The 13,726-nt window shown below is 41.3% G+C and carries 13 protein-coding genes; 1 reads left to right on the forward strand and 12 read right to left on the reverse strand.

Going from position 1 to position 13,726, the window contains the following annotated elements; all coding sequences use genetic code 11:
• The first annotated feature begins 202 nt into the window (after positions 1 to 202).
• Positions 203 to 841 (forward strand): GntR family transcriptional regulator, encoded by a 639-nt coding sequence (locus AC4PHB_RS07540; RefSeq protein WP_492135839.1) that lies wholly within the window; start codon positions 203 to 205, stop codon positions 839 to 841.
• A gap of 99 nt (positions 842 to 940) precedes the next feature.
• Here the strand turns inward: AC4PHB_RS07540 and AC4PHB_RS07545 are convergent, their stop codons facing one another.
• From AC4PHB_RS07545 to panB, 12 genes are all read right to left on the reverse strand, one after another.
• The gene (locus tag AC4PHB_RS07545; protein WP_492135840.1) at positions 941 to 1,711 is read right to left on the reverse strand and encodes a creatininase family protein; all 771 of its coding nucleotides are present in this window, start codon (positions 1,709 to 1,711) and stop codon (positions 941 to 943) included.
• 40 nt (positions 1,712 to 1,751) lie between these two features.
• Entirely contained in the window at positions 1,752 to 2,930 is a 1,179-nt protein-coding gene (locus tag AC4PHB_RS07550; RefSeq protein WP_492135841.1) for an ABC transporter substrate-binding protein, read from the reverse strand.
• A gap of 2 nt (positions 2,931 to 2,932) precedes the next feature.
• Complete coding sequence (locus AC4PHB_RS07555) at positions 2,933 to 4,090, reverse strand: branched-chain amino acid ABC transporter permease (protein WP_492135842.1); 1,158 nt, start codon at positions 4,088 to 4,090, stop codon at positions 2,933 to 2,935.
• Positions 4,090 to 4,989 carry a branched-chain amino acid ABC transporter permease gene (locus AC4PHB_RS07560; protein WP_492135843.1) on the reverse strand — a complete coding sequence of 300 codons (900 nt, stop codon included), beginning with the start codon at positions 4,987 to 4,989 and terminating at the stop codon, positions 4,090 to 4,092. The genes AC4PHB_RS07555 and AC4PHB_RS07560 overlap by 1 nt, the downstream gene beginning before the upstream one ends.
• Positions 4,982 to 5,698 carry an ABC transporter ATP-binding protein gene (locus AC4PHB_RS07565; RefSeq protein ID WP_492135844.1) on the reverse strand — a complete coding sequence of 239 codons (717 nt, stop codon included), beginning with the start codon at positions 5,696 to 5,698 and terminating at the stop codon, positions 4,982 to 4,984. Before AC4PHB_RS07565 ends, AC4PHB_RS07560 begins: the two co-directional genes overlap by 8 nt.
• A complete protein-coding gene (locus AC4PHB_RS07570; protein WP_492135845.1) occupies positions 5,691 to 6,467 on the reverse strand; it encodes an ABC transporter ATP-binding protein in 777 nt (258 codons plus the stop codon). Before AC4PHB_RS07570 ends, AC4PHB_RS07565 begins: the two co-directional genes overlap by 8 nt.
• A gap of 165 nt (positions 6,468 to 6,632) precedes the next feature.
• Entirely contained in the window at positions 6,633 to 7,700 is a 1,068-nt protein-coding gene (locus tag AC4PHB_RS07575) for a stalk domain-containing protein (RefSeq protein WP_492135846.1), read from the reverse strand.
• Between the two features lie 117 nt (positions 7,701 to 7,817).
• On the reverse strand, positions 7,818 to 9,209 hold the full coding sequence (locus tag AC4PHB_RS07580) for an Ig-like domain-containing protein (protein ID WP_492135847.1): 1,392 nt from the start codon (positions 9,207 to 9,209) through the stop codon (positions 7,818 to 7,820).
• Between the two features lie 186 nt (positions 9,210 to 9,395).
• Positions 9,396 to 10,019, reverse strand: a complete 624-nt coding sequence (locus tag AC4PHB_RS07585; RefSeq protein WP_492135848.1) for a class I SAM-dependent methyltransferase — start codon at positions 10,017 to 10,019, stop codon at positions 9,396 to 9,398.
• Positions 10,020 to 10,065: 46 nt separating this feature from the next.
• On the reverse strand, positions 10,066 to 11,703 hold the full coding sequence (locus tag AC4PHB_RS07590) for an amidohydrolase (RefSeq protein WP_492135849.1): 1,638 nt from the start codon (positions 11,701 to 11,703) through the stop codon (positions 10,066 to 10,068).
• Between the two features lie 211 nt (positions 11,704 to 11,914).
• Positions 11,915 to 12,832, reverse strand: coding sequence for a dihydrodipicolinate synthase family protein (locus AC4PHB_RS07595; protein WP_492135850.1), 918 nt, complete (start codon positions 12,830 to 12,832; stop codon positions 11,915 to 11,917).
• 33 nt (positions 12,833 to 12,865) lie between these two features.
• Positions 12,866 to 13,717, reverse strand: coding sequence for a 3-methyl-2-oxobutanoate hydroxymethyltransferase (panB, locus tag AC4PHB_RS07600; RefSeq protein ID WP_492135851.1), 852 nt, complete (start codon positions 13,715 to 13,717; stop codon positions 12,866 to 12,868).
• Positions 13,718 to 13,726 lie beyond the last annotated feature (9 nt).

Below are 13,726 nucleotides of genomic sequence, written 5' to 3' on the forward strand. Positions count from 1 at the left end.
TCAATGTATACCTGTGTTCTAAGAGGTTATTTATTTTTATATTTGTATATTAAGCCATTTTAATTAATTGTATAAATTTTCACATTTTGTATGTATACATGTATATTTCATTTTAAATGCTTTATATTGTATTTAATGTATACCTGTGATATATTCTAAACAAGTGCAACTAATTTCTATCTAAAGGCTGGGGGATTTTTATATGGATATAACTTCATTGAGACAAATGGCTATGAAAGGAATATTGTCCAAGATACAAAATGGTGAATTTTCCTCTGATGTCGTGATTACTGAATCAATGGTTTGCGAAGCTTTGAACATAAGCAGAACTCCTGCTCGAGAGGCATTAATAGAGCTTACGGCAAGCGGAGTATTAAAAAAGATCCCTCGCAGGGGATATACAGTGACTAAGTTTGATAAGAAAACAAAACTTGATTCCTATGAAATACTGGCTCATTTGGATGCTCTTGCTGCTAAGCTTGCTCTTCCTTATATGACAGAGGATGATTTCAAGAAAATGAGAGAGCATATTGAATTAGCAAATGTAGCTATCAGGTTCAAAAACTACCCTTATTACTGTGAACAACAGGAGAATTTTCATAGTGTTTACATAAGTAAATGTGATAATAAGCAGCTTGTTTCTATGCTTCATAATTTGAAGGAAAATCTGGATAGATATACGTATTTCAGCGATAATGAGGATGAGCTTTACTATATATCCGAAGAAATGAATAAAGAACACGAGGAAATAGTCAAGCTATTCGAGAAGGGCGATAAGAAAGAGTTGTTTGATTACTTATCGGATTTTCATTGGTCTACTAGGTCGATTGATTTGATTTAGATTAAATGAAGTACAATGCGCCCAGTTATACCCGGCAATTTTGCACTTAATCCCATAAAAAAGGCACCTCTGCTATAGGAGGTGCCTTTTCATATTATTTTATAGCTTTGATTCTGATTCTGTGGATGTATAATCCCAGTTTCTGGCATCCAGGTCTTTGATTGCTTCCACAACGGCATCGACCAGGACCTTAGTCATCTTTTCACCTTTTTCCGGAGTCGCTTTTGTCGCATCACCGGTTTGAGCTGTATTTGTTAACTCTGCAAAATCCCATTTCATTTCAACATACTTTGGCAGCTTGTCAGGAATAACACATGTTGCCAGCTCCTTCTCGCACCATTCCGGGAAAAGGTAGTAAGCAATCGAGGACTCGCCTTCTCCTGCATGTCCAAGGCCATTCCAAACCTCGAAGGTTCCTTCTGGCAGCAGGTCTCCTGCAGTTACCCACCATGCAGGAAGTGCTGCGATCCTTGCCTGTGGGTATTTTTCTTTTATTTTCCTCGATGCGATCTCCAAGGGAGCAATGTTTCCGTCGTGACCATTCATAAGGAAGATTCTATTTACGCTGTTTCTTAGCACAGACTCAATTATGTCATAAATAACTTGTGTGATAGTATCATATCCCAGGGATATGGTAAATGGAAAGGTGTCGTAGTGTGCGCTGTACCCTACAGTTACCGGTGGAAGCACAAGCAACCCATCTACCTTATCGGCGATCATGCACGATAGTTTATATGACACTATGGTGTCCGTTCCCTCAGCAAGATGTTTGCCATGGGCCTCACATGATCCTATAGCAAGTATTGCCTTGTCATATCCCCCTGCCTTGACCTGGTTTGCTGTAAGCTTTAATAGTTCGTGATTAGCCATTGATTGACCATCCCCTTTCTATTGTCGTCATGAAAATAAATTAGTTGGACATGCTGACTTCTTTTTGGAATACGAATTTTCCGCCTTCGACTTTATTTATGGTTACCGATTTATTTGGAACATGGCTGCCATCCTCATAGGTGATTACTCCGGTGACAACTTCTAGACCCTTGGTTTGAGCTATTGCGTCACGGATAGCTGTTGGATCAGTTACGTCAGTTGCTCTGCCGAGAGCATCTGCAATAAGGTACATTGCATCGTAACCAAGAGCTGCAAATGCATTTTCAGGAGCTCTTCCATACTCATCGGTATATGCCTTAACAAAGTTTTGTACCTTTTCAGCTGTGTTTTCCAGGGAGGTATGAGTTGCGACATAAGTGTCCTCAGCAGCTGGTCCGGCTACTTCAATAAGAAGTGGAGTATCGAAGCCGTCTCCACTGATTACAGGAAGAGTTACACCCTTATCTCTGAATTGCTTGACTACAACTCCTGCATCATCTGGAACACCTGAAATGAATAGTATTTCAGCTCCGTTTTGATTAGCCAGGAATCTGTCGATTTGAGCTGAAAAGTCCGGGTCCTTGTTCATGTAGTTGTCCTTAAGTACTATCTCTCCACCCTTTTCAATGAATCTTTCCTCAAAGAAGAAAGCAAGTGTCTTTGTGAACTCCATTGATTGGTCGATCAGCATATATGCCTTTGTTACTCCCAGTTCATCGATTGCATACTCAGCAGCCGCATATGCCTGTATGTCGTCGCCAAATGGAGCCAGGAATGCGAAGTCTCCGACCTGATCAGGCAAAGTTGGAAGAGTTGCACCTGATGTGATGAATGGGATGCCATTCTCCTGTGCTACGTTTCCTGCTGCCAAAGCGTAGTTGGAATCTGACAATCCAGAAATGACTACGCACTTGTCGACGTCGATCATCTTCTTAACATTGCTGGCTACAGTTGTTTGTTCTGTCTTTCCATCATAGGATACGACATTGATCATCTTGCCGTTTACCCCTCCGGCAGCATTGATTTCATCGGCTGCCAGCTTGAAGCCGTTGTATGAAGGCTCATCGATAGATGCCTGCCCGCCTGTCAGATTGAAAATCGCACCTACGTTTATTGTCTCTGCACCGGCTTCCTCTTTGGTTCCACAGCCTGCCATTGACAGTACCATTGTCAATATTATCAAAATGGAGACTGTTCTTTTAGTCATTTTGCTTTTCATTTCTACTCCCCCTTCTTTTTTCTTTTATTATTTGAGATCCTTGCACTTATTCGTGCCGGAATACTGCCCATGTTTTTTAAGCTGCCTTTGAGTGATTCTATGAATATCTGGTATTCATTTTTGTCGAATATGCTCTTGTAGGTTTTGATCGAGAATATGCTTTCAGTTATAATTTCGCTATAGCCCATGATCCCCTGCCTTCTAAAGATAATGAGGACTATTAGGAAGGATGATAGTATGATGTTTGATATCCCATAAAGCTCAGGGAGTCTCGTTCCGAAAATCCTTAGACCATTCTCCAGCGGTGCCAAAAATTCCGGGATGTAAGTCATGAGGATCGACCCGACAACTGATCCGCTTAAAGATGACATCCCCCCTATTATAGAGGTCTGTACTATTTTAAAGCTGTAGTCGATATAAAAGAACTTACCTGAAATTACGCTTTGCATATGACCCCATAAGCCGCCTCCAACTCCTGCTATAAATGCACTTATGCAGAAGGCTGAAAGTTTTTTAGTAGTCAGGTTTACACCCAGCGTCTGCGCTGCTACGTAATCGTCCCTCATGGCTATAAGACCTCTGCCATAGGCGCTGTTGATCAGTCTGTGAAGGAGGTATAATACCAGGATTGCTATTGTGAAAATGATCCACGTTGATGCGTATGAGGGCAGTCCGGTTACTCCCCTGGCTCCGTTTGTAAACTGGTCCTCGTTGTCCAATACCGCCCTTACGATCACTATAAGCCCTATCGTTGCAACAGAAAGGTAATGCCCCTTGAATCTCAATACGGGAAATCCTATGAGAATTGCCACTGCCGCTGCGAATAACCCTCCCACCAGAAGTGCCAATGGAAAAGGAAGAACCAGGTTCATCAGCCACTCCGGGAGACCAGGCATATATGTTGCCTTTTGTGCCGCATTCAATGTCAAGGTCGCAGAGGTATAGGCTCCGATAGCCATGAAAGCAGCATGACCCATTGAAAACATCCCTGAGAATCCATTGACCAGATTTAGACTGGCCACGAGAATTATGTTTATTCCAACCAAATTTATAAGTCCAGCATAATATCCGCCGCTGTCAAGGCCCGCGTAAATGATTACTGCCAATGGAACAAGCACGAATAAGATGAGCCGGAAAAGATAACTGTCCCTTAGCTTCATCAGCTTCGCCCCCCTTCGTTAGAACCAAGGATTCCGTTAGGCTTGACAAGTAAAACAAGTATCAGTACCAGAAATACGAATGCATCCCTGTAGGGTGTTATCTCTGTAGGCATAAGACCTGCAAAGAGCATTTCTATGATCCCAAGAATAAAACCTCCCAATACAGCCCCTCCAAGGCTCCCTATACCTCCAAGTACAGCTGCGCAGAATGCCTTTAGTCCTGGAACAAATCCCATCAGGGGATCGATTGTCTTATATTCACCTGCAAGCATCAGGCCTGAAAGAGCTGCCAGTGCCGAGCCTATGGCAAAGGCGATAACGATTATTGTGGTTATGTTTATACCCATCAGCCTGGCTGCATTCATATTGTCGGAGCATGCTCTCATAGCCATTCCTACTCTAGTATTCTTTATCATGTATGAAAGAGCTATAAGTATTACAAATACTGCAACAAAGGTTATGATGTTCATCGTCGACAATCTTACTGTGCCAAATGTGTGAAGCTTAGACAGGTATTCCGGGAGATGGAAGGCTACTCTTTGAGGAGAGAACACCATTACTATGATATTTTGTATAAGTATTGAGACAGCCAATGACGATATCAGGGTCGTTTCCTCTCCTGAGCTTCTTAATGGCCTGTACGCTATCCTTTCTGCAGTGAGTCCGACTATTATGGCAAGAGCAATCGAAATGATTATCGTCAGCCATAAAGGCAATCCATATGTCGTAAACAGGACGAGTATGGTATATACCCCTACTGTCATTATGTCTCCGTGTGCAAAATTGATCAGCCTTAGTATCCCGTAAACCATAGAATAACCTATGGCAACCATGGCATATACGCTGCCCAGCTTTATACCGTTGAACAGCTGGCTTAGAAAATATCCAAAATCAGGCATCGTATTCACCTCCCAGGTAGGCTTTCTTTATCCCTGGATCCTCAATTAGTTCCTTGCTCCAGCCTGATATTTTAACTACTCCAGTTTCAAGGATGTATGTTCTATCGGAGATCTCCATAGCATCATATGCATTTTGTTCGACAAGGAGCATCGTGATCCCATCGTTTTTAAGTTGTCTAAGTACATCGAAGACATTTTGAGTCATTAGAGGAGATAATCCCATCGAAGGCTCATCAAGAAGCAAGAGCCTGGGATCTCCCATAAGTGCCCTTCCGATCGCTAGCATTTGCTGCTCTCCTCCCGAAAGCGTTCCTGCCATTTGCTTTAGCCTCTCCTTGAGAATTGGAAACAGCGTCAGGGCTCTTTCAAAGTTCACTTCAACCTTTGCTTTGTCTTTTTGCAGAAATGCTCCAAGCTTGAGATTTTCTTCTATTGTCATCTTTGTAAATATCTGCCTTCCCTCCGGCACCTGTATGATCCCTCTTTGGACTATCACGTGGCTGTCGACACGAGTTATGTCTTCACCATCCATGGTGATTTTCCCGGATTCTGCTTTTAAAAGTCCTGATATAGTCTTAAGTATTGTGCTTTTTCCTGCTCCGTTGGCCCCTATCATTGCAACGATCTCACCGTCATTTATCTCCAGCGAAACACTGTGCACTACTCTAATGGAATCGTATTTAACACACAAATCTTCTATCTTAAGCATGTTCTCTCGCCCTCCCCAGGAATGCCTCGATAACCTTTGGGTCATTCCTTATCTCTTCAGGCAAGCCTTTTGCTATGACCTCGCCAAAGGCCATTGCGTAGATATAATCGCATAATCCCATGACTACCTTCATATCATGCTCTATGAGGACTATCGTAAGATTGAACTGCTGCCTGATATTTCTCAATATACGTATCAATTCGGCACTTTCATGGGGATTCATACCAGCTGCCGGTTCATCAAGCAGCAACAATTTCGGTGATGCAGCCAATATCCTTGCTATCTCAAGCTTTCTTTGAGCTCCATAGGGCAAAGAACCAGATGTATGTTGAGCCATGGAATCTATCCCCATGATCTTAAGCATATCCATTGCCTTATCATATAGTTCTCTTTCTTCATTCTTGAAGCCTGGAAGCTGAAGGATCGCCTGCATATTATTGTAGTTTTTATGGATTTGTGCTCCTATGACGACATTTTCAATGACAGTCATCTTCTTAAAAAGCCTTAGATTTTGATAAGTTCTCAAAATTCCGAGTTTAGCTATCTTATGGGGCTTAATACCTGTTATGTCGTTGCCTAGATAAATTATGCTGCCGGAAGTTGGCTTAAGTACACCTGAAAGCATGTTTATTACAGTGGTTTTCCCGGCGCCGTTAGTACCGATCAAACCATATATTTTGTTCTCTTCAATTGTCGAATCGAAATCCTTAACAGCTTTTAATCCCTTAAAATGCATCTCGAGAGCTTTAGTTTCAAGTAATATGCTCATGTCCTTACTCCTTTGACCAATGATTACACTGCGCCTTGTTATCGCTTTAGTTTATTAACATTTAGTAATTATATCACTTCTAAATATCGTTGTAAATTATAGCTGTACTATATTTTTGCCCATAAAAAAAGCACTCTTTAAAAGTGCTTTTTGTGTGATGTGTCTTTAGAAGCAGTAGCCACACGGCTTGTAGCCGTTCATTATTGCATGTTCAAGGCTTTCAAAGTATATCAGGTTTTCATCCTTGATGGGGCCTGGATGTGTGTAACCAGGCTTATGATACTTGTCGCTTTTGATGCTTCCAATGAATTGAGATGTCTTTGGATCTCCAATAGGCCCTACGAGTGTTTTCGTTTTGTCGATCTTGAATAAACCTTCGTCCGGTACTAAAGGTTGGATCTGCTGTACTCCCCAAATACCCAGCTTTTTATCCTGAGCAAGCTTTTCAGACACAGTAAACTCATCCAGGTATTTTACATTTGGTGGATATGTTGCGACCTTTGCTATTCCGTTCTCAAGAAGGACCTTGTTGAGCATTACACCGTCCAGCCAGATGTAAGCTAAGAGTCTTCCATATTGGTCTCTTTCCTCGACGTCCAGCTCAAGCTCTGCAAATCTCCCCGTAAGAGCTGTTTTTGCGTATTCAAGAGCTGCGATAGCCTGAGGGTCATTGACCTGCTGACCATTTATGAAAATCTCAGGTGTGTCGACTCCTATAAGTCGGACTGTCTCTTCGACACCATTCCTAGATGCTACCAGTGTGTCGCCATCTATTATCCTCAATATTTTATAAAGCATTATCTTGTCTATGTCTGAGTTCACAAGGACGGTCTTTGAATCACTGTCCCAGCCAACCACTGCCCCAAGGCTTTCTGCTATGAATCTAGCAGGGACCATAGTCCTGCCTGAGACTATTACTGCAGGAGCATCAAGCTCCTTTGCGGATCCGTTTATGTATGCAGTTTTACTGTCGATTGTAAGTGTCACAACGGTTTCGTCCTTCGTACCTGTTACTGTTCTCGTGACAGGATCCCAGTTGATATCTGCTCCAAGAGCCTCGAATATTGCCCTTAACGGCACCAGAGTCCTTCCGTTTTGGATCTGAGGTGACACCTCCATATCAAGTCTGGAGTTTTCAATATAGACCTTTATGGGCTCTACTGCATAGGCGATATTTCCAATCAACATGGAAAATATAATAATAACAGTAAACAAAATCCTTATCTTCTTCATAACGCACCTCCTTGTGAACATTATAGCATACTGTGAACTTATAAACTAACATAAAGGTACCTGTACCTTTATGGGAATTTCCCAAATAAGGTACCGGAATCGTTGAATCCAATTCTATTAAAAGGTCTTCATGTGTTCTGCAAATATAAGATTTTGACCAGTTTGGTTCGGATGAGGATCGCAGAAGCTTCGATAGAATCCGGTCAGACTGTCTTTATTGGAATAGTCGTTAAAGGCTTTATAAATATCGACGACCTTGTACTTGAAGGTGTCGGCAAAAATATCCTTCCCTCCGGAATCATAAAGCTGGATCGTATTTTTAATTATATAATTGAGGCCAAGTTTGCCTGTGCTATTCGAGAAATAGGGATCAACTTGGGTGTAATACGAATCTGCAATACGATATGGATTATAGATCGTCATTACCACCAAAGTTACATCCGGATTCATACTTTCAATCCTATCAATTAACCTCCACCAATAATATTCAAAATTGTCTCTGCCTGTAGCTGCCAAATCCCAGTTAATTGAATATTTCATTAATCCTGAAGTATTTCTTCCAGCTGCATCCATTATGTCGTTAGCACCAATACACAATGTAATTATGTCAGCATCAATGATTGACTTTGTTATAGACCCAACCTGGTTATATACATCTACGGTGTTGTATCCGCTGACGCTTGCGTCGACGAAGTTTGCATCTTCAACATTGAGATAGTCCGCCAACTGCTCGACATAGCTGTAAGAGTTCGTTCCTCCTGAGAGGTAATTCCACAAACTTGTGTAGTAAATTCCAGATGGGATAGAGTCACCAAGAGCAACGTACCTTAGTGGATCATCTACAGGGATTATTGTAATAGAGACATTCGCAGTATCTTCGCCCCCTCTGCCATCATATACCGTCACTACAAGTGAATCTGAACCATAATAATTCGGATCGGGCGTATAGGTGACATTCAATCCTTGGATATTTGCTGATCCATGTGATGGACCATAGGTAATTGCTGTTGTAAGGCTATCGCCATCCGGGTCGAAAGCATAAATTGTACCAGATATGGTCTGATCCTCATTAGTAGTTAGTTCAAGGTTTTCTGCAACTGGAGGTTTGTTTTCAGGAGCTGTACCAGGTATCGTAAAGGTTGCCCAAAGCGTGTCTTCGTATCCATTGCTATCTCTTACTTTTACATATTCAGTATAAGTGGCAGGAGTGGTTTGTGAGAACCTAAAGGTAGCTACCACCTGTTTTTTTACAACGATAGGCCCGCTTATTAGGCTAAGATTTGGAGAATATGACCAAATTACTTCCTTTGAGCTGCCATATTTTGAGGTTACTTGAAAATCAATATAATCTCCTTCAACTATGGTCTCCGGAATATCCGGTGTTGTAATTTCTACACCTGTTATAGTGCTAGGTTTCCCCGCATAAGCTATCGGACTAATTCCACCAAAAGTCATCAGTAACACTAAAGTGAACACTAAGTATCTCATAATACAATTTCTTTTCATCATTTTCATCTCCCTTGCTAGGTTATTTTCTTTACAACATCAAAAAACCGACCTGAATAGGTCGGTTACGCTCCGGCTCGCTTAAGAGTATTGGCGTCCAAATTGCTCTTAAGGTCTATACCCCCATACTTTGCTTAGTTATGCATTCGTAAATATTATACCCCTTATTTAACATCATTTCACAGGATGTTACTTGTTGGGCTTACATACATACCAGTTTGAGGTTTTGCCAATATTTAATACTCTTACATCAGAAAAGCAGTTTTTCATCTCCTTCATGCAATCCTTCATTTCAGGTTCAGCATGCTTAATGAAGTGAAAATAATCGCCCCCCTCAAGCCATTCCACAAATGATGTGAGGGGTGTTTTTCTATCATTGTAGTCGTGTATTATTACATATTCCTTTGCTACTCTGCTCATTTCCGAATACATTTTCTTCCTTGAGTCGGCCTTCATTCCATGAGCCACATGGGATGCAATGGCTATGTCGAAGCTGTTGTCATCAAAGGGCAGACCATCCAGTACACTTCCTTGAATAAAGCTTACGGACCTATTCTCTGGCTTGCTTCTTGCTTCTTCAAGCATCCTTTCAGCTGGATCTATTCCTTTTACCTCCAGGCCTTTTGAGGCTAAAACCGAGCAGAGAGCCCCTGTCCCGCATCCAACGTCAAGAACTGTATTGAAAGAGGTAATATCTATTTCAGGTTTAACTTGATCGATAACTTTTATGAAGTTTCTTTTTTGATAATTATAGAACCTTCCATATATCTTCGCAATTGAATTGAATATTTTCCGACTCTTTGATTCTGACACTAGATATCACCTCTCAAAACGAACATAGAATCTTGCTAATGTTTAGTTATATGTTGCTTTCTCCAAACATTATCTTTCCATCAACCAGAGTTGCCAATACTCTAATATCTTTAATTGAGCCTGCATCTACCATAAAAGGATCTTTGTCTAATATAACCATATCCGCAAGTTTTCCTTCAGTCAAGGTGCCTTTGATTTCTTCCTCAAATGCGTTCCAAGCAGAGTTTATTGTATACATCTTAAGTGCTTCTTCAACTGTTACTGCTTGCTCAGGCAACCAGCCATTTTCCGGTTTATCATTCAGATCTTTTCTATTCACTATAGCATGAATGCCGTAGAATACATTAGGAAGCTCGACAGGCACGTCTGAGCTGGCTGAAATACATACTCCTAAATCTGTTATAGTTCTCCAATTGTGAGATTCCTTTTCTCGATCTGAGCCCAGCCTTGAGTTCATCATGCTTATGTCTGATGCGGTTGACAATGGCTGAATATTAATACTCAAGTTCAACTTAGCCAGCTTTTCATATAATTCACGATTACCGACCTGGCAATGGACGATCCTGTGTCTATGTGGCAGATTTGATTCTGATATAACTCTTTCGTAAGCACTTAAAACCGTCGACAAAGCTCTATCCCCTATAGCATGAAGACAAACCTGCATACCTGCATTATGAGCCAGCAAGATGTTTTGGTACAATTCTTCCTCCTCATAGACAAGTATACCTCTATTTTCCGGATCATCACTATAGCCCTCTATAAGCGCTGCAGTCCTTGCTCCCATTGTTCCGTCGCACCATTGTTTAACTGGTCCGATTCTATAGAAATTACTGCCATCACCAGTTCTTAATCCTGTCTTTAGAAACTTCTCAATATCTTCATGTTTCGGAAGAGATACTTTTTGATAAACCCTCAAAGGCAGTCTTCCTTCTGCCTCCAGTTCTCTATATGCTTTGTAGATATCCATAAAGTCTCCGCCGTATCCTAAGTCGTAAGAGTCCTCAGAGTGGATCGACGTCACTCCCCATTTCAGCAGCTCGTGAGCTCCGGACAGGATTGATATCTTAATGTCTTCTAAAGAAGGTTTTGGTACGATGTTTTTCTTATACCACTCCAAGGAAGCTTCTCTGATGATTCCATTAGGTTTACCTTCTGAATTTTTATCAAATGAGCCTCCAGCTATAAAGGTATCTTCTGTTATACCAACATTTTGGAGAGCTTTCGAGTTTGACAGTCCTATATGACCACAAACTCTTATAAGTAAAATCGGGTGTTCAGTTGATATCTTATCCAGATCTTCATTAGTCGGAAATCTCTTGCCGTCAACCTCAAATAAATTTTGATTCCATCCTCTGCCATAAACCCATTTGCCTGGATCTATTTGTTTCTCATCAATAAAGTCCCTACATTTAGTTATAAGCTCGTCGATTGAACTTACTCCATTAAGATCCACGGCATTTATTGCAGCACCATAACCAACTAAATGAACATGGGTGTCATTGAAACCAGGTACTACAGCTTTACCTTTAAGGTCAATTACATAAGTGTCCTCACCTATTAATGCTTCAACTTCTTCATCTGAACCTATTTTTTTAACTATACCTTCACTGATTGCTAATGATTCAGCTTTCTTACCATCAAGACTATAGATTACACCATTTTTTAATACCATTTCCGCTGACATATCCTCTATCCCCCCTGATTATTTTGTTTAAGCATATAACAGCTGAATTTAGAAAATTAGTTGTTCAGATGATTCTATCAAGCATTTGGTTAAAAGACAATAGTCCATAAATTCTTACTCGGATATGTAAAAACGAGCCTCATTAACTTTCGATAATAGGCTCGCTTAAAATTAATTGTTAGCGAATATTAAATATCAGACGTAAACTCTGTTACAGTAGTCCTATCCTCTTCATGGTAGCCTTCAATTCTCTTCTTTGTATTTCATCGATCGGCTCCATTACTACCTTGCATACGTCAGTCTTTATTACTCCCATCCAGTACAATGCAGCTTTATAGGCAGGAATATAGGATAGAACGTTAGGGAAAGCAAATGAATTGATCGTTGCCAGCTTCTCAAGGAAAATCTCTCTAGCTTCGTCTATCTTGCCCTCCTGGATAAAGTTGAACATATCAGTTTGCTCTCTTGGAAGGATGTTGCTTGCAGCCGATGTCATTCCCTTGGCTCCGTAAAGAAGCATAAGGTAGTTCATCTGGTCGTGGCCTGACCACGCTTGAAGCTTACCGCCTGTTGCCTCTTCATAGGCTGCAATTTTAGGTGCATATGGAACGAAAAGCTTGGCGCAATGAAGATTTGGCATGTCGTCCGCCATTTTCTTTAAAAGTGGCAGTCCCATTTCGATTCCTGCTCCACCATCATAAACCATTATAGGATGCTCAGGAACTGAATCAGCTATATGCTTTATGTGTCTATAGATGCCGTCATTTCTGTGAGGATGATAGTATGGGCCGGTTGTAAAAATATAATCTGCACCGTGCTCCACTCCGTGCTTTGCAAGCATTGCAGCCCTGTCACTTGAAGAATCGTTTACACCAACTCCAACGGGAACTCTTCCCTTGGTTTGATCTATAACTATCTCCACATACTGCATTCTTTCTGCTTCAGTAAGGGCGAATACTTCTCCTGTGCTTCCAAGGGTCAGTATACCATGTACCCCTCTGTCTATTACATAGTCAACTAGATTTCTAGTGGATTCTTCATCAATAGTCCCATCTTCGTGAAGAGGCGTTACTGTCAATACGTGGTTTCCAAACAGTTTGTCTTTTCTTTGTTGTAATAATTCACTCATCATCTCATCTCCATTTCCTGATTTTATTATTGATTATTCAAACTCCTTGAATAGCTTCTGGAAGTCTTCAATGCTGTCCTTTATGTGGTAAACATGTTGGTCTTCAGGGAATTTCTCAGTCTTTACATCGTCCACATACTCTTTAAATGCATTTGTGATCACTTCAGCAACATTGGCATATTTCTTAACAAATTTAGGTGTAAATGCCTGGAACAAGCCCAGCATATCTCCACATATTATCAGCTGCCCGTCGCAAGGAAGACCCGCACCAATAGAATATACAGGTATGGTCAGCTTTTTGGCTATAAACTCCGTCAGTTCAGGTGGTACTGCCTCAACCAATAGGGCAAGAGCTCCCGCTTCCTGTACAGCAAGTGCATCCTTGATCAAATCTCTTGCACTGTCTACATAAAGACCTTGTGCTTTGAAGCCGCCCAATTGTCCGGCGCTTTGAGGAGTTAAGCCTATATGACCAAATACTACTATACCCGCATCAGCAATCGCTTTTATCCTGCTTGCAACTCTGACTCCACCCTCAAGCTTTATCGCGTCGCAATCTGCTTCCTTAAGGAACCTGACAGCATTTGCAACTGCTTCTCCGTCAGTGGTGTGGTATGAGCCAAAAGGCATGTCGCCGATCACGAATGTATTTGGAGCTCCTCTTCTTACTGCCTGGCAGTGTGATATACAATCATCCATAGTTACAGGAACTGTACCCTTGTAACCAAGAACTACCATTCCAAGTGAGTCTCCAACAAGGATCATGTCCATACCTGCCTGCTCAGCAAAGGATGCCATAGGGAAGTCATATGCAGTTATCCAGGTTGCCTTCTCCTTGTTTTCTTTCATTTTGTACAGATCCAATATGCTCTTTTTCTTTGCCATTGTTATCCC

It is taken from the genome of Gudongella sp. QWL-04, assembly GCF_058683975.1.